Genomic DNA, 16559 nt, shown 5'->3' with positions numbered 1-16559 from the left:
GCGGCAGTAAGGAGATACTCATGCAGACTGTTCTGACCCCCGACGTTCTGAAAACCATGTCCTGTGATGAGTTCGAAGACTGGCGCGACAGCGGCGAGGACTACCGCCGCGAACTGACCCACGCCGTCATGCGTGACCTGTGCTGCCCTGACAACTGGAGCATGAACGGCGAGTACCGCAGCGAGTTCGGCGGCTTTTTCCCCGTGCAGGTGCGCTTTACGCCCCCGCACGGCAGCTATCACGTAGCGGTATGCAGCCCTGGTGCCATCAGTCCGGTATGGATGGTGGTGTTCGTGCCCGCCAGCGGTCGCCCGTTCTCCGTGGTGCGTACCCTGAAAGGCTATCAGCCGGAGCTTGTCAGCCACACCCTCAGCCTGACGGCGCGTCTCGATATGGACGGTTATTCTCTGGCAAGCATCATCAGCATTCTGGCAGCGGAGGGTGCGGCATGATCCCTTCGCATCTTTCCCTGGTACCCTTCTGTCCTGAGCGACGCGCCGCGATGGAGGCCATTGCCGAGGTTGAGCGCAGGCGCTCGCGCGGCGCGGTGTCCACGGCGTTCCCGTATGCAAGCGCCTTTTTCCGCCGCCTGACCGGACGCAAACGCGTCACGCTCAAAGAGATACGCCTGTTCGCGCCGGTGCTAAGTGCGCAGGAGCTGCGGGGAAGCAGGGACAGCTGGCTGAGGGCCATCGATGCCCTGATAGAGAGCCGTGGAGTCTGCTGCTGGCTGCCGCTGCCCGTCAACGCAGGCGAGCGGCTCTTTCCGGAAGAAAGCTTCAGGCACACCGAACGGGCGCGCCGTCAGGACGCGATGCTTGCTGAGAAATACACCCGCCAGCGCCGCAAGAACTCCTGCGTACGTGAACGGGCGTACCAGGCGCTGGCGGGACAGGCGGAAATCGACCTGGCCTTCCACACGCCGGAGACGGTCAGCACCTGGTGCGCCCGCTGGTCGGGGACTGAACTGCGCCAGTTCGATCTTGAAGATATGTTCTGGCGCTGGAGCGAGCGTTTCCCGTCCCTGTCCGCACTGGACCAGGATGAGTATCACGGCGAACCGCTCTGGAGCGTGGTGTACGAGGCCAGCCTGCTGACGGAGGAGGCTCCCGCTCTCGTGCGGCAGCTGGAGCGCTGGATGGTCCCTAACAAGCTGATCGCGCGGAGCCACGTTTGAAGTGGCGTTACTCCTTGCGCTGGAAGCGTCCCGGTCCCTGTCCCGGTGAACCAGTGCTGGCTACCGAAGTGGTGGAGGCAGGGATGCCAGAACCCGAATCAGTGGTGTCACTGTGGGTGGCTGGCGCCGGATATGCTGTATGCTTGACATCCTCCCCCACCTTCTCACTTCGCGAATCAGGAGGGGGATTCCTTTTCAGGTAGCAACACGTTGCCGCATTGCCCGGTTCCACGCTTAACGGCTTATGCCGCCTTACGGGCGCGTCCAGGATACATCCCGGACAACACGGCATGTCCTGCCGCGAGAATATTACGAGCGCCGTTTATGTCGGCGTTCGCTTCGTAACCACACGCCACGCAGACAAATACTGCCTGCGATTGACGATTTTCCTTCGCTGTATAGCTGCAACACGCGCACTTTTGGCTAGTGTATGCAGGAGTTACGACTAGCACTTCTCCGCCGTGCCAGAGCTGCTTATATTCGAGCTGGCGGCGCATTTCGTACCAGCCCTGATCAAGTATCGCCCGGTTAAGACCAGATTTTGCCGCGACGTTGCGCCCCGGCTCGTCTACCGTACCCGCTGCCGATTTTGACATGTTGGAAACCTTCAAGTCCTCAATAACGATCATCGCGTGTTTTTTGCTGACTGTTGTTGTGACTTTGTGAAGATAATCGCGGCGGATGTTAGCGATATGCGAGTGTAAGCTGGAAATTTTCGCTTTCTGTTTCTTCCAGTTCGCGCTGAATTTCACCATGCGGGATAGCTGGCGCTGTAGCCGCGCCAGCTTCACCTGATTCTTTTTAAAGCTGTTTACCGGCTCAAAGATAGTACCGTCTGACAACGTTGCCAGCTTACTGATACCCGCGTCCAGCCCGATAGCAGACGTTGACGGGTGTACTGGCTGGGCGACCTCAATTTCTACCTGAAATGATATATACCAGCTGCCGGCGTGCTGGCTGACCGTTGCGTTTTTGATTTTGCCGATAACAGCGCGGGACTGGCGGAACTTCACCCAGCCCAGCCCCGACGGCAATTTAACGCGCTTGCGGTCGAGCTGGCAGTATTTGTCAAAGTTGACGAATCTGATCGAATCGTTACCTTTGCTCTTACGCTTGAATACCGGTTTTTCAGCCGCCAGCCGCTTATCAAAGCAACGTTTCCACGCCCCGTGCAGGTCTTTCAGTTTCTGCTGCAGGTTGTCTGTGTAGCCTTCTGATAGAAAGGCGGTTTCCGGCATCCCCTTCATCGCTGTAAGCATTTTGCATAATTCAGCGTATGTCGGCAGTTTCTGACCAGTATCAAGAATGCGTTGCGTTTCTGCCAGGCCATAATTCCAGACGAAACGAGCGCAGCCGCACATCTGGCGCAGTCGTTGCGCCTGTACGTCCGTCGGTTCCAGTCTGTATTTATACGCCTTCAGGATAAGCATTTTAATTCAGTATGTATTGAAGTAAGGTGTGTAAATTAACCACAGAAATGGCCTGGAATCAAGCGATGCAGGAAATCAAAAGAAACAGGCATAGTGCCTATTTATTGCATGTTCACATCGTTTTTGTGACGAAGTATCGCAGAAAGGTTTTCGAGGAATTTCACCTCGAAAAAGTGAATCAGTATGTATCAGAGGTGTGCGGTGATTTCGGGGCGGAACTTAAAGAATGCGACGGTGAAGCGGATCATGTTCATATGCTGATCGAGTACCCCCCAACGGTGCAGTTATCTAAGCTGGTCAACAGCCTGAAAGCCGTCACCAGTCGTCGGCTACGGAATGAGTTTCTGGACTTGCGGGCGGCGTACAGTAAGCCCGTGCTGTGGTCACGCAGCTATTTTGTCGGCTCGTGCGGAGGATCGCCTCTGGAAGTCGTGAAGAAGTACATCCAGCACCAGCGAGGCTGACAAATCTTTGACGCTGGCGCGTCATCGAAATTCCCCTCCCACCTCCTTCGGTGGGAGCACCCTTTCGTTTTTAGGTGGATTTTTTGTGTGGAGCCTCGATCAGGGGGGCGCCTGGAAAACGGGAAATATCCTGTGTTAAGCCTTTTTTCAGCTGGCATGACGGACTGCTAAGAGCGATCTGCGGACATTACTAATAGCATTCTGTATGAATAACGGGGAACTGGTCAGCATAGCTGTTAGCTCCTGCGACTGCTCCCCTGAACCTGGTAAGGTTGAATTTTCACGGCTATTGTTAAATATCTGCACACCGGAGGACGTATAAATGACTGAAGAAGTATATAAAGATGTTTCAGAGGATCTGTCTGAGTTTGTCGGAACGCATTTTGTTTACACCTATGACAACGGCTGGAAGTATGAGTGGTATGCGCGCAACAGCAATACCTGCGACTACCGTATCCACCAGGGACTTGTCGGCGGGCGCTGGGTCACTAATCAGAAAATGAATGCCGTACAGTTTGCACCCGGTATTTTCAAGGTTGACTGGCACGAGCCTACGGGGACATGTGTAAGCTTGTTGTTCGATATAAGGAGAAAGGTAATTCACGGCACGATCTTCTTCCCGCAATGGATCGCTGGAGAAGGACAGCATCCTGAGAAAACAATCTGTTACCAGAACGAATTCATTGAAGACATGCATCGCTTTCGTGACGAAGGTCCGGCTTATCCTTATGTGATTATTCCTGAATTTGCAAAAGTAACGTATATGAAAAATGAAGGGCCTGATAACGACGAGGTGATCAATATGCCACCAGGTCAGCTACCTTCTGATTTCTTCGATGATAAATAGCCCGGTGTATTCGGATAAAGGGAGGCCACCTCCCTTTTTTAGTGGGTAAAGTATGCCTCGTGATTTAACTTCACTCCGGTATATTTACAGTCAATCACCGAAATACTACTCACGTACAAACTCGTTTCTGTCATACGCGACCATTCCACTCAGGACAATAAAATAATGGTTATTTTCTTTTAACTGCAACAATGCAATGTTCGCAACAAAAATAATTAATTTTTGCTTATTATGCAGTAAACATTCTTCTTCCCTGCCTGGATCCGAAAACCTACAAAGTCGGATCTTTACTGACTATTCTCAGGAAGTGATGAGGAGCTACGGCAGGATTAAAAGGCGGTAAGCATCTGAAGGTCCGCTATGAGCGAAAAGCGGATGTCAAAATCATGGCGATAGTGATGTTATTCTACATTAGACATAACAACCCGGCCACGAACTCACGCATCAGGCGGTAAATGGTGGATGACTACAACCTCGGAATCCATCTTTATGGACGGATAGTGCTCACGCATCCCTTCCAGCATTTCGGCATCCGGCCATTCCGCACTTTTATTAAGCCTGGCCGCAACGACAGAAAGTGGCATTTTTTCAACGTGCGTGACACATACCATGACCGTGTCAGAGGCATCCTGAGCATTTTCGTAAAGCATAGGGCCCGGCACAATTTCCCGTTCCCGCCAGCGGATGGTATGAAGCTTCCTGCCTGCGCGGACGTTCGGCAGCAGGCGAGGCACGATCTTAAGTTTCTGCAATGACATTATCTCCGGTGAAAAGGCTCCTCCCGGGGGCGGGTGAGTGATGACGAAATATCCTGCGGCTACCACGCATCCCATTTTTAACATAACAATGCTTTCCTGCACCACTTGATAGGACCTCATCTCGTTTCGCGGCCTCAAGCCTGTTTACAGTATCTTTTCCTGTCTGTATATCGAAACGCGCCTGATTATCCCGGCTTGTTTGCATAACTATGCTGCGAATGTAGTTCTAGATGGATTAGTGAATGTAAATGTTAGAAACATCCGCTTCTGGCACTAAGCGGACTAGGTAACAGATCTGAAGGTCTGCTGCGAGCGATAAGCAGACATTCATTTATGAAGCTTGAATGTGAGCGCCCTTATCAGTTCACGGATTCAGCCTGTTCTACAAACAAACTTCGATTGATGAATTGAATTAATAGAAGCTTTTAGTCTGCCTCATCACATATTGTTTTTTGTCGACAAAACTTAGGATTGATTTGCATCTCAACCATAAGGACGAAGTATGTCAGCTAAAAAACGTATAGCCATTACCGGTGCTTCAGGGAAAATTGGCAGGGTTACAGTCGAGTGGCTTGAGAAAGCAGGTTATGAACTGTTTCTCATAGATAAAAAAGCCCCCTTAACCGATGCCCATCCAGCGATGATCGCGGATTTAGAGAATTTTGGTGCAACGCTCGATGCACTTTCCTCCGTAGGGGAGGATGTTTATTCAGGACCTGAACCTGCCGCCTTTGATGCCGTAGTTCACCTTGCCAGTATTCCTCACCCCCGAATGATCCCTGATTCTGACGAGTTCAGAAATAATATGCTGGTCACATTCAACGTGTTTGAGGCATCCAGGCGCCTGGGGATTAAAAATATCATCTGGTCATCTAGCGAAGTCCCTACCGGCGTGCCTTACGACCAATGGGATGCACCGTATGTTCCGGTGGATGAGCACTACCCAGCCCGGGGGATCAGCATTTATGCACTGACTAAAGTGCTGGGTGAAGAGATGGCCCGTCAGTTCTGCCTTAATAACGCTGACATGCGCATTACCTGTCTGCGACTTTCTAATGTTATGGCTCCAGAAGAGTACGCGCAGTTTGAAAGCTGGCAGAACGATCCTGCCGTAAGGCAATGGAATATGTGGACTTATGTTGACGTCCGGGATGTTGCCCAGGCGATTGAGAAAGCTATCGAATATGATGTCAGGGGTAAAGATGTGTTCTTTATTACCTGCGATGTGACCTGCATGCGAACCCCCACTCAGGAACTTCTGGATCGCTACTATCCAGGCGTTGAACAACGTAAAAATTTTGCAGGTAATGAGTCAGCACTCAGCAGCGAAAAGGCAATGCGCGTCCTGGGATATCGCCCTGCGCACCGTTGGACCGATAGCATGTAATGCTCATGCTCCCTCCTTCGCTACCGGTCTTCACATGGCCGGTTAACCCCTTTAACCGGAGAATCATATGAGTGAGAAAAAACTGGCTCTGATTACTGGCTCGAGCAACGGTATCGGCCTTGCACTTGCTGAAGAATTTGCAGCTAACGGATACGATCTTGTCATCGTCGCCAGGGATGAAAAAAAACTTTCAGCCACGGGTGAAAACCTGCAAAAACGTTTTTCAGTTAACGTACACGCGTTCAGTGCTGACCTGAGTGAGTATGACCAGATAACAGACCTGCAGGCCAGAATGGATGATGCCGGTTTAGCCCCTAATGCACTGGTCATCAACGCCGGCCAGGGACTCGGCGGCGCGTTTATCGACGGTACCGATCTTGAAAAAGAGCTTAGATTAATCCGGCTCAACGTTGATGCTGTGGTACATCTTTCTAAAATATTTATCCCACAGCTCGTTGAGCAGGGTAACGGGCACGTTCTTATCACATCGTCGCTTTCCGGCTCGGCGCCAATACCTTTCGAAGCGGTTTACGGGGCGTCAAAGGCTTTCGTAAACTCCTTCTTTTACGCCATACGTAACGAGCTGATGGGTAGCGGTTTATCAATGACGCTTCTGATGCCTGGGGCAACGGAGACCAATTTCTTCAAAAATGCAGGACAGGCTAGCACGACCGTGGGTTCGATGAAAAAGGACGATCCGAAAGAAGTGGCAAAACGTGCCTGGTATGCGCTGATGACAGGACATGAATTTGTCTATGGCAGTGAATATGCCGAATATGAGGGCGAGGTGATGAACAGAATGATGAGTGAGTCACACAAGGCTCAGCGTCACCGAATCATTTCTGAACCCGACTCTGCCACAAAAAAGTAAATCCGCACGGCGACGGGCATCAGCCCGGCGCCTCTTTCATCAGCATAAATACAATGCCAAAAGCATGGTTGCTGACGGCCTCATTTCATCTTTTAAGCAACCTGCCCCGAGCAGGCTACCGATGACACATTAGTTTTTCATCCAGCGTTCAAAAGCCGTCTTCCAGTCAGGATGCCAGCGCGACAGGGCCGGGCGGTTGTCCAGCATATCCTGGGCGGCCCATAGGATACGCTTAGCATCCATCTCGCTGGTAACGGCGTTATCAGGGCAGATGATATAGAAGTCACCACGCTCAAAGCGCGGGAGGAAATAATCAATAACCTGCGCAGCCGTCCACGCTTCATCGGGCTTGTTACCGCTGCGCTCATTCATACCGGGATCGTTCATATCGGTCCATGTATAGCCTGGCACCAGAAGATGAGCGGTGAGCCTGGTGCCGGTTTCCTTCACAAGCTGATGAGACAGCTGCTCCGTCAGCACCTTTACGGCTGCCTTAGAGGCGTTATAGGCTGCGAACCCTGGTGGGGTCGTAATACCCTCCTTCGAGCCCAGGTTAACGATCGCACCGTTCTCATCCATTTTTAACATTTCCGGCAGAAAAATATGCTGTGTGGCAACCATGGACAGCAGGTTTATCTCCATCTGCTGTCGCCAGAGAGTTGGGGAATCACAGGCGCCGGCAGCTATTTTCACGCCGGCATTGTTAAACAGCAGATTTACTTTCCCCCAGGCGCTGTAAACGGTGTCCTTGAGCTGTTGGAGATCTTCATCACGGGTAATGTCGCCAGTGACCAGCAGCGTTTCAGCCTCCAGTTCGCCGGCCAGCTGCTCGAGCGCCTGTCTGTTCCGGTCAAAAAGACAAAGCTTCATGCTCTTTCGTGCCAGCTCCCTTGCCGCCGCAGCGCCAATACCTCTCGCCGCGCCGGTTATTACGGCAACGTTACCTGCACTGATGACTTTATCGTTCATGATTTACTCCCGTCAGTAATGCGTACCGATATGAACATAAGAAGAAGTGCTAACAGGGAAAAAGCAGCCCCTGTCCACCCCGTAGAAATCCAGCTTCCTCCCGAAGCGATAACGAAACCGCCTGCAGCTGCGCCAAGTGCATTGGAAATATTAAACGCGCTGTGGGTCAGGGAGGAGGCGAGAGTCTGTGCTTCACCGGCAATGTTCATCATATGGGCCTGAAGCGCCGGCACGAGCGAAAATCCGCACCCGAGCATAAACAGCACTATGAGAACCGGGGTCTGCAGTGTGCCCGTAAGGGAAAACAGGCCCAGAAAGACGATGTTCCAGGCGATGATGCCAAATATGGATGGGATCAGCGCAATGTCCGCCAGCCTGCCACCGATAATGTTGCCGGCAACCATGCCCGCCCCCCAGAGAACCAGGATCCATGGCACGGCTGAGGTTGAAAACCCGGCAGCTTTCGTCAGCGCTGGGGTGATAAAGCTGTATACGGCAAACATGCCCGCAAAGCTGACTGAAGCGACGGCAAATGTCATCAGGATCTGTGGGCTCTTCAGGGCGCCAAGTTCCTTGAGCGGTGAAGCGGACCTGTCGGCCGCCACGGATGGAACAAAAAGCATAACCATTATGGACGTCAGCACCAGTCCCGCTGCCACCATCCAGAAAGAGATTCTCCAGCCCAGCGTCTGGCCCGCCCATGTGACAAGCGGAACGCCGGCAACGTTCGCTACGGCCAGTCCCAGCATAACGTAACCGATATACCGGGCTTTGTGCTGTGGCGAGACCATTGAAGCCGCCACGAGCGCGGAAACGCCGTACCAGGCGCCATGAGGCATACCAGAAATAAAGCGGGCTGCGAACATGGAGTTATAGCCCATGGCCAGAGCGCTCAGGGCATAGCCTGCAAGTGTAATAATTAACAATATCAGCAGAAGGTTTTTACGGGCCTGGCGCGCGCCAAGTATCGCGATCGCAGGGGCACCGACCACCACGCCTGCAGCATAGGCGCTGATATAGCCTCCCGCGGCAGGAATTGAAACGCCGGTTCCCCGCGCAAGATCCGGCAGGAGGCTCATGGGCGCAAACTCGCCCGTTCCAATGCACAATCCGCCCGCGCCCAGCGCAAGCATGGCCGGAAAAAGGCCCCCTGGTGGATGAATACGTTCATCCTGCCGTGAAAGCGTTTGTTCAGACATTGACTATAACTCCTGATCCTGCTCACTGCCGGCTGCAAAAAAAGAAGAACCGCCACCTGTCGGGTAACGGCTCTCAGCTATGTGCAACTTATGAGTCACAATGTTCCGGAAAGAACGGCAACAGGCAGTGGTATATTGAACTGAAATAAACTATAAACGCCTCCTTTCGGTTATTGATGAATCAGATAGTCAGTAACGATGAGTATTATTCAACAATTCTGTTTCTGGTTTCGCCATGCAGGGTGATAAGCGTTATTTCGGCAGGTTTCCCAAGCCGGAAGGGAAAACCGTTCCAGATGCCGGAACCGTTGCTGACGTAAAGCATCATGGTCCCTGCTTCGTAGAGCCCGGATACAAAACCGTTATTAGCCGATGCGACCAGCCTGTCCAGACCAGCAATCATACCGCCGTGAGTATGTCCGGAAAGCTGAAGGCTAACTCCTCTTTCTGCGGCTTCGTCAGCATTTTCAGGCCTGTGGTCAAGAAGGATGACGGTTTCACCCGGGCGGGAAAACTTCAGGGCCAGGGGCAGATCAGGACCCGGCAGGCCGTATGATGGCGCAACGGCATCCGTCACGCCCGAAAGATACAGCGAGTCGCTGCCACGGCTTATACGGTAACCGGCATTATTAAGTAAATGCAGGCCCAGTTTTTCAAAGGTCTGGATCCAGTTTTCAGCGCCGAAGTAATATTCATGATTGCCCGTTACGGCAAAAACGCCGTCCTCAGCCCGCAGCTGTCCAAGCGGCTCAATGTCGGAGAAACGCGCTTCTGGCCAGCCATCAATCATATCCCCGGTAACCACAATCATATTCGCACCGAGCTCACGGGTGCGGGTAACAACATCCTGTATCCAGCTTCGCGGCAGCAGTCTGCTGGCGTGCAAATCCGTCAGTTGAACTATCCGGTAACCTTCAAAACGGGGGGGCAGGCTCCTGAGCGTGACGTCTATCTTTTTCACTTCAGGAACCGCTGTACCATTTTTCAGGGCCAGCGCTGTGAGCATGGCCGCCAGAACAGGCAGGATAAACCAGAAAGCCGTATGCCATTTCATCCGGCGTCCTGATACCAGTCGGTGCAATATCCAGAATAGGTCACGCAGTACTAACAGGACTGCCATAAAAACGGTCATACCGAAAAGGCCGGTAGTAAGCAGCAGCAACGGTTTTGGTATCTCGGGAGAAAACATATTCCCCGTAAATAATTTCGTGAGCAGATGAAACTCGCAGGCCACAATCATTGCGCCTGCGACGGCTATTTTTACCGAAACCGGGGCGGGAAGCGGCCTGATAAAACGAAACAGCACGTAAAGCGCTGGAATGAGGGTCCAGATATGAAACACGCGGAAATCTCCCGGGAATGAAAAACTGTTAGTTTGCCGTGGCAGCGGGTTGCAACGTTTTGTTGATTGAATCTAAACTTACCATCCTTCAGGAACGATTCAATGCAATGTCATTTGACATTGCATTGAATTTTAATCAACGGTTTAACGCCATGTCCTCCAGACTGTCTACCACGCTCACCCGAAGCGATCTTGCTGAGCTCAACGCATTTCTTATCACTGAGAAAAGGCGCAGTTTTACCAGGGCCGCTATAGAACTGGGGATCACCACCTCTGCGCTGAGCCATACCATACGCAATCTCGAGACGCGCCTGGGTGTCAGGTTGTTGAACAGAACAAGCCGTACGGTCTCTCCGACCGAAGCGGGCGCAAGCCTTGCTCTGCGTCTTGAAACAGGCTTTAAAGAAATAGGCGACGCGCTTGAGGAAATTAACCGCATGCGCGATCGGCCTGTTGGAAAGCTCAGGCTTAATGTGCTGAGTGACGGAGCACGCCTCATCATGGCGCGACATCTTCCGCGCTTTATCAGCAAATATCCTCAAGTGGAGCTCGAAATCAGCGTTGATGACAGAATGGTCGATATCGTCCAGGAAGGATTTGATGCCGGGATCCGCTTTGGTGGCACCGTTCCTGAAGATCTCGTTGCAGTCCGACTGGGGGGAGAGCTCAGATGGGTGGCGGTGGCATCGCCACGCTATCTTTATCAGCATACCCCACCTGCCGTGCCTGAGGATCTGCGCCTGCATAACTGCATTCAGCTGCGAACCGGGCAGGGCGTCATCTACAAATGGGAATTCCGTAAAGGAGAAGACTATCGCGTCATTGACGTCAGGGGGCAGCTCTGTGTGAGCGAAACGGCGCTGGCAATTGAGCTGGCGCTGTCCGGCGTCGGTATTGCTTACTGCCTCGAAGACCGGGTGCGTGATGATATTCGTGAAGGCAGACTCAGGATTGTTCTTCCGGAATGGGCTCCTCTGGAAGAGCCGATGTATCTGTACTATCCAGGTCACAGACAAGTTCCCCAGGGATTAAAGGAACTCATCGAAATTCTGAGAGAAGAAATAGAACTAACACACGCAGTTTCAGCCTGAATCAGACTCAGGGATTCGCAAATCACCTGAGCCTGAGTTTCATAACCTGTTATGGATGTTTTTGAAGCATTTCCTTAAGGTTATGACGCGAGGTCGTAATGATAGTCCAGGGATCTTTTGGCGCGTCATGCTCAACAATATACCACTCAACCCCACTGCTTCTCCCCGCACTGATGATTGAGCGCCATTCCAGCAAACCTTCACTTGCCGGAGTGAAATTCATTTCGTCATCACGAATACCGATAGCAGCGTTATCTTTTGCATGAACCGCATAGACGCGTCCTGAATATCTTGCAATTATTGACGCAGGATCCTGTCCTCCACGTGCAGCCCATGCCACATCGAGTTCAAGGCTAAGATTATTTTTGTGGGTGTGCTTCATAATCAAGTCCAGGGCTGTCACATCATCATACTTCTTCATCTCAAAATTATGATTATGGTAAGACAACGACATTCCTTCATTCCTTAACGCCTCCCCCATACGATCAAGCCTCCTGGCGTAATCTATCCATTCCTGTTTTGTCGTAGGTCGTTCATTAACCTCAATCCATGGTACAACGAGGTGAGAGTTACCTATACCTTTGTTAAACTCGACAATTTTTCCGCGCTCGCTCTCAAGAGCAGATAGCTGTACATGCGATGAAATAACGTTAAGCTGATATTTTTTCAACGTTTCCTTCATTGTCGGTAAATCCAGGTGATGATCACCGACAAGTTCTACATGTGAAAATCCCGCTTTTTTAGCCATAGCAAACTGTGCATCGGTATCACCAACATTTCTAAGCGTGTACATCTGAATAGCAATATCGTCCTGCGCTTCGGTACGGGCATACCCCACCATGCTTGTCATCATAAGGAACCCACAAAAAAACGATTTATTAATCATTATCGCTCCCATCAAAAAAGTAATCGATTACAAAATATATTTTGGCAGATTTTTAATACAGCAAGCATTACATAAAAACGTGAACTAAATCACTGAAAGTAATTTTCCCCAATAAGCAACAAAAGTTAATTTATTTGACATTTTGTTAAAAATCTATCCACAACAGTAATTCAACTTCATTACAGAGGTCGCTAAATATACGGGTCGGCATTAACCATTAGAGTCCGTGCTTAACGTCCGCTCATGGCACGAAGCGGACTAGCTAACTGAGCTTAGGGCCTGCTGAGAGGGAAAATCGGTCGTTAACAAAAGGTCTAAGGGAGCGCGGAAATTATCCAGAGAGCCCTAATCCAGTTTGATAGAACAGGGCTAGCTAAGAAATAACAGCATTAAACTATTATTAATAAACCATGCTCGTTGGGGGAGACTGTGAGCATGTCCAGTGGTGTACAGGCAAAAACACTACTAGTAGCGTCCACATCGGGTACGACCGCAATAACCCGGGCTCCGCTGGCATTGCCGGCGCGTATCCCCGCATCGGCATCTTCGAAAACAAGGCATTCAGTAGCACTGAAGCCTAGAATGGATGCTGCTTTGAGATACCCTTCCGGAGATGGCTTACCGTTAACAACATCTTCTGCGCAGACCATAACGGAAGGAAGCGGTAAACCAGCTGCGGTCATCCTTTTAATTGCCAGTTCCCTGCTGGCCGAAGTGACCAGCGCCCAGCGTTCTGCAGGGAGGCTGTTCAATAAATATGCTGCGCCAGGAAGAGCAACTATGCCGTCAAGGATCAGCAGTTCACGGGCATCGAGCTCATCTGCGGTTGCTATGGCTTCTTCACCTGCGCCAATGAAATGCACGACTGTATCAAGCGTTTGACGACCATGGGCAAAACTAATGACCTTTTCTGCATTCAAATGGTACCGGGCGCTGAATCTCCGCCATTCGTTTTCAACCACCGCCGTAGAGTCTACCAGTGTGCCATCCATATCAAACAGTAACGCCTTAACGTGTAACACGTAATATTCTCCTGCTGCTTAATATATTAATCACACCAGGTCTCACTCCCCTCAATGACAGTGCGGATGCTGGCATGGATTTCTTCAGGTACGATGCGCGTAAGAGAAAGCTCAGGCAAATTATCTGGATCGAAATAGCCAATATCCAGGGATTCATGACTGACAGCAAGTTCTCCCCCGGTAACTTCACAGGAAAAAATCATTTTATAAACGTGCCAGGGATACGGAGGATGCCCGTGCTGGTTACGATCCCAAACTCCTAACAACCGACTGACGCTGACCTCCAGGCCCGTTTCCTCATGTACCTCTCTGATGATGGCTAAAGAGGGGCTGTCACCAACATCGGCCCAGCCGCCAGGCAGACTCCATCCCATATCATCAGATTCACGTACCAACAGAACTTTTCTCTCATTGAGAATGAGGGCGCGTACGTCAGTTTTAGGCGTGGCATATCCGGTCTCTGCTTTATGCAGGGCTTTGAGCGTGTCAGTCTGAAGATCAAAACGGGAAGAGAGCATCCTTTCCGCAATGCTCATAAGCGTGTCATAGCGCTCACGATCATAAATGTCTTTCGCATAGGTCAGCCCGGATTGAGCCAGTGCCTGCAGGCGCTGAGCGATACTGACCAATTCTTTGTCGTTTAAGGTTTCAGGCATGTAGACTCCGTTCTGAAAGGGATGACGGGAAATAATGACCACTGCAGTTGATGATTATCCCTCTTCAACGCAGCCTGTATATCAGCAAATCTATTATGTTTATCCAGAACTAAATTAATGAGGTCGGAACGGATAAACAACAGGAAGATTCCCATGACGTCGCACTCAGAGCATTTCTTAAGGGAGCATATGCGTGATGAGATGGCATCTATGTCTGACCTGCTCCCCGCTGATTAATACATTGTGATATCAGTAACGTCCGCTTCTGGCACATAGCAGCCCGTCCTGCCAGCTCAAAAAACAGGCTTAACACAGGATATTTCCCGTTTTCAAGTCATACCTCATGGAGAGCTGGAGTGAGGAGTGAAAGGCGGCTACCCGTAGGCAGAAACTGGAGCGTCGTGGTAACAGGATCGCTCACCTGTCTGCTGATGAATTGATTGAGCGGAAAATGACTGCACAGCCTGACTGTTTTCATGGAAAGTCACCTCGTTGAGCAAAACGATATAACCCAGGCGTCGTCCCTGACGGGACACGGCTGTCGTGAACAGAGCCAGCAAGCTGTCTCTGCCCTCCGGGCTTCCATCCTGACTCAACCTCAACACCACGGCTTGCTCCGACCGTTCCGGTCACGCCGCCTTCACTGCACCGGCGGTAAACCGCCGATGCTCTGCTGACCGGAACGCGATTCGCCAGCGGCGATTCACGTTCCGGCGGGTGTGCATCCTCCGCCCTCCGGCGAACCACCTCCCGTGGGTTCTGCGCGGATGGCGTAGTCGTAGCACCGGCTGGTCACACCGCAAGGGGTGAAATGCACGCCGTCATAAACTTTTTGCAGGCAAAAACTTTCCGCCGTCGCCCCTTGCGCTGCTCCCTGTCGCCGTTGCTCCTCTGCCCTTGCCGCGAAGAACTCACCGGGAGATGGAAACATCACCAGACAAGGAGAAAACCAGAATGCACACACAAAACGTCAAAACCGCCGCTTCAGAATCTACCGGAAGATGGGGTTTAAACCCAAAAATCCGTCTGGCCTGCGTTATCGCCGAACAGCGTACTTATCTGAATGAACTCTGTCAGGTCTGGAACCTGCAACTTTCTCAGGACGACGAGGCGGAAGAAGTCTGCAACATCCTCTGTGCCATGAGCAAAAACGTCTGGTACGAGGGTGTCCTCGACTGGATGCGCGAGAAGCCGCTCCTGTCATTCCACGTCGTGCAGCCGTGGCTGGAGGCAAAAGCCCACGCCGTGCGCCTGTACGGTGATACGGGGCTGGCAGCATGGAATTATGCGAACCAGAGCCTTAAAGACTGCATGAACTTTGAATACGCCATGCTCGCAGAGTGAGCGCGGCAACATTAACACCCACGGCGGCAGGGGATGCCGCCAGCGACAACGGAGAAACATCATGATCAGCAATAACAGCACGTTCAGCTTTGACGCATGGGAAAAAAACGCACTCAGCGAGCTTGGAAGCCTGCAAATCCGCTTCAGTAAAGCCCTGCTTAAGTATCAGGGTAGCACCGATAAAACGGCTGTCGGAGAGGCTGCAACCCGCTATATGAGCGAACTCAGGGATGCAGCCAGGCGCATCCAGAAAGCCACGCCAGCCATCCAGCAGAAAGTCGACGAGATTGCCGACATGCTGTGCGTGATGGCGCAATTTTCGGGTATTACGTTCGACGAATAACCACCACGGCGCTTTCAGATCAGCGCCACTAACCAGAAGGAGATAAGCCATGCATTTACACCTGACCGAATCCAGCGCCGAAGCGGGCATTTACGCAACCAGTGAGGCCGAGCGCGCGTACTGGCTGAGCCGCGAAAGGTCATACGTTACCGCGCCCGTTGAAATCGACGTGACCGCGTTTCACGAGGCGGCGGGACGCATGTACCCGATGAACTGGCAGTGCAACACGGCGCAGAACACGGAAACCTTCATGCTTCAGGAGATGATTTGCGGAAACGTCACGGAAATCTATGTGCGCTGCGGTCGTCGTTATTTCCGTATGCAGGACTACAGCAACAGGAACCACGCCGACATCGTGCGGAAAGTTAAGGAGGTGTTCAGCCCGAAAACCACAGGCCAGAAATGAAAAAGGCAGACTTTCGTCTGCCATCTCCCGCCGGATTCCACGCGGCTAAACGATGAATCCGGCCTCAACTAAAAGGAAACATGTATGAATCATTTCAGTAGAGCGTCGATTGTCACACCGACCGCCCTGTATGTCCAGATCTGCGCGGCAGAAAATCAGCCCGTGAAAAGGCAGGTGCGGATCAAACGCGCCGAGATCGCGCCGGAGGATCTCAGCACCGAAATGCGGGCGCTGGGGCGTCATATCGCGAAGTGCCGCAAAAAAGGGCGCGCCGTTCGTGTTCCCGCCATGCGCGGGAGCGAGTGGGGGCAGGTGTTACGCACGCTCGAAATGAAGCGGGCATTTAACTGACGGAGGAGCCGCCCCG

The 16559-nt window shown here is 51.9% G+C and carries 20 protein-coding genes and 1 pseudogene; 12 read left to right on the top strand and 9 right to left on the bottom strand.

Annotation, left to right across the window (positions count from 1 at the left end; genetic code table 11):
* Window positions 1–20 precede the first annotated feature (20 nt).
* From psiB to DBR02_RS27080, 3 genes and pseudogenes are all read left to right on the top strand, one after another.
* Window positions 21–452, top strand: coding sequence for a conjugation system SOS inhibitor PsiB (gene psiB, locus DBR02_RS25955; RefSeq protein ID WP_107535740.1), 432 nt, complete (start codon window positions 21–23; stop codon window positions 450–452).
* Window positions 449–1177, top strand: coding sequence for a plasmid SOS inhibition protein A (locus DBR02_RS25950; protein WP_107535739.1), 729 nt, complete (start codon window positions 449–451; stop codon window positions 1175–1177). The genes psiB and DBR02_RS25950 overlap by 4 nt, the downstream gene beginning before the upstream one ends.
* A pseudogene (locus DBR02_RS27080) lies at window positions 1174–1323 on the top strand (theronine dehydrogenase); the annotation flags it as partial. The gene DBR02_RS25950 and the pseudogene DBR02_RS27080, both read left to right, overlap by 4 nt.
* 96 nt (window positions 1324–1419) lie before the next feature.
* Here DBR02_RS27080 and DBR02_RS25940 read toward each other — a convergent pair.
* Window positions 1420–2607, bottom strand: coding sequence for an RNA-guided endonuclease InsQ/TnpB family protein (locus tag DBR02_RS25940; protein WP_107535738.1), 1188 nt, complete (start codon window positions 2605–2607; stop codon window positions 1420–1422).
* Between the two features lie 47 nt (window positions 2608–2654).
* On the opposite strand from DBR02_RS25940, the gene tnpA reads away from it, so the two are divergent.
* Entirely contained in the window at window positions 2655–3071 is a 417-nt protein-coding gene (tnpA, locus tag DBR02_RS25935; protein WP_107535737.1) for an IS200/IS605 family transposase, read from the top strand.
* Window positions 3072–3393: 322 nt separating this feature from the next.
* Complete coding sequence (locus DBR02_RS25930; RefSeq protein WP_100121962.1) at window positions 3394–3918, top strand: phenolic acid decarboxylase; 525 nt, start codon at window positions 3394–3396, stop codon at window positions 3916–3918.
* A gap of 437 nt (window positions 3919–4355) precedes the next feature.
* Here DBR02_RS25930 and DBR02_RS25925 read toward each other — a convergent pair whose 3' ends face one another.
* The gene (locus DBR02_RS25925; protein WP_233157806.1) at window positions 4356–4760 is read right to left on the bottom strand and encodes an ASCH domain-containing protein; all 405 of its coding nucleotides are present in this window, start codon (window positions 4758–4760) and stop codon (window positions 4356–4358) included.
* 418 nt (window positions 4761–5178) lie between these two features.
* Here DBR02_RS25925 and DBR02_RS25920 point away from each other — a divergent pair, with 418 nt between their 5' ends.
* Both DBR02_RS25920 and DBR02_RS25915 read left to right on the top strand, forming a co-directional pair.
* On the top strand, window positions 5179–6063 hold the full coding sequence (locus tag DBR02_RS25920; RefSeq protein WP_107535736.1) for an NAD-dependent epimerase/dehydratase family protein: 885 nt from the start codon (window positions 5179–5181) through the stop codon (window positions 6061–6063).
* 67 nt (window positions 6064–6130) lie between these two features.
* Window positions 6131–6934 carry an SDR family NAD(P)-dependent oxidoreductase gene (locus DBR02_RS25915; protein ID WP_107535735.1) on the top strand — a complete coding sequence of 268 codons (804 nt, stop codon included), beginning with the start codon at window positions 6131–6133 and terminating at the stop codon, window positions 6932–6934.
* Between the two features lie 129 nt (window positions 6935–7063).
* Here DBR02_RS25915 and DBR02_RS25910 read toward each other — a convergent pair whose 3' ends face one another.
* The 3 genes from DBR02_RS25910 to DBR02_RS25900 all read right to left on the bottom strand — a co-directional run bounded on the left by DBR02_RS25910 (window position 7064) and on the right by DBR02_RS25900 (window position 10444).
* Window positions 7064–7903 (bottom strand): SDR family NAD(P)-dependent oxidoreductase, encoded by an 840-nt coding sequence (locus DBR02_RS25910; RefSeq protein ID WP_107535734.1) that lies wholly within the window; start codon window positions 7901–7903, stop codon window positions 7064–7066.
* Window positions 7900–9102, bottom strand: a complete 1203-nt coding sequence (locus DBR02_RS25905; protein WP_107535733.1) for an MFS transporter — start codon at window positions 9100–9102, stop codon at window positions 7900–7902. Before DBR02_RS25905 ends, DBR02_RS25910 begins: the two co-directional genes overlap by 4 nt.
* Before the next feature lie 205 nt (window positions 9103–9307).
* Entirely contained in the window at window positions 9308–10444 is a 1137-nt protein-coding gene (locus DBR02_RS25900; RefSeq protein ID WP_107535732.1) for a metallophosphoesterase, read from the bottom strand.
* 107 nt (window positions 10445–10551) lie between these two features.
* Between DBR02_RS25900 and DBR02_RS25895 the strand changes: the two genes are divergently transcribed.
* Window positions 10552–11535 (top strand): LysR family transcriptional regulator, encoded by a 984-nt coding sequence (locus tag DBR02_RS25895; protein ID WP_233157807.1) that lies wholly within the window; start codon window positions 10552–10554, stop codon window positions 11533–11535.
* Window positions 11536–11584: 49 nt separating this feature from the next.
* Here DBR02_RS25895 and DBR02_RS25890 read toward each other — a convergent pair whose 3' ends face one another.
* From DBR02_RS25890 to DBR02_RS26675, 4 genes are all read right to left on the bottom strand, one after another.
* Complete coding sequence (locus DBR02_RS25890) at window positions 11585–12421, bottom strand: sugar phosphate isomerase/epimerase family protein (RefSeq protein ID WP_107535731.1); 837 nt, start codon at window positions 12419–12421, stop codon at window positions 11585–11587.
* A 389-nt stretch (window positions 12422–12810) separates the two neighbouring features.
* Window positions 12811–13443, bottom strand: a complete 633-nt coding sequence (locus DBR02_RS25885; protein ID WP_254058674.1) for an HAD-IA family hydrolase — start codon at window positions 13441–13443, stop codon at window positions 12811–12813.
* Between the two features lie 26 nt (window positions 13444–13469).
* A complete protein-coding gene (locus tag DBR02_RS25880) occupies window positions 13470–14099 on the bottom strand; it encodes an NUDIX hydrolase (protein ID WP_107535730.1) in 630 nt (209 codons plus the stop codon).
* Window positions 14100–14802: 703 nt separating this feature from the next.
* On the bottom strand, window positions 14803–15030 hold the full coding sequence (locus DBR02_RS26675) for a hypothetical protein (RefSeq protein ID WP_157959564.1): 228 nt from the start codon (window positions 15028–15030) through the stop codon (window positions 14803–14805).
* Window positions 15031–15053: 23 nt separating this feature from the next.
* Here DBR02_RS26675 and DBR02_RS25875 point away from each other — a divergent pair, with 23 nt between their 5' ends.
* The 4 genes from DBR02_RS25875 to DBR02_RS25860 all read left to right on the top strand — a co-directional run bounded on the left by DBR02_RS25875 (window position 15054) and on the right by DBR02_RS25860 (window position 16543).
* On the top strand, window positions 15054–15443 hold the full coding sequence (locus DBR02_RS25875) for an ammonia monooxygenase (RefSeq protein WP_102750519.1): 390 nt from the start codon (window positions 15054–15056) through the stop codon (window positions 15441–15443).
* A 61-nt stretch (window positions 15444–15504) separates the two neighbouring features.
* Complete coding sequence (locus DBR02_RS25870; protein WP_233157808.1) at window positions 15505–15786, top strand: hypothetical protein; 282 nt, start codon at window positions 15505–15507, stop codon at window positions 15784–15786.
* A 49-nt stretch (window positions 15787–15835) separates the two neighbouring features.
* Entirely contained in the window at window positions 15836–16192 is a 357-nt protein-coding gene (locus DBR02_RS25865) for a hypothetical protein (protein WP_107535729.1), read from the top strand.
* 84 nt (window positions 16193–16276) lie between these two features.
* Entirely contained in the window at window positions 16277–16543 is a 267-nt protein-coding gene (locus tag DBR02_RS25860) for a hypothetical protein (RefSeq protein WP_107535728.1), read from the top strand.
* Window positions 16544–16559: the final 16 nt, after the last annotated feature.

It is taken from the genome of Enterobacter cloacae complex sp. (genome assembly GCF_900322725.1).
Taxonomy (GTDB): Bacteria; Pseudomonadota; Gammaproteobacteria; order Enterobacterales; family Enterobacteriaceae; genus Enterobacter; species Enterobacter quasihormaechei.
Note: the sequence above shows the minus strand (reverse complement) of the source record. Positions and strands in the feature narration are given on the sequence as shown.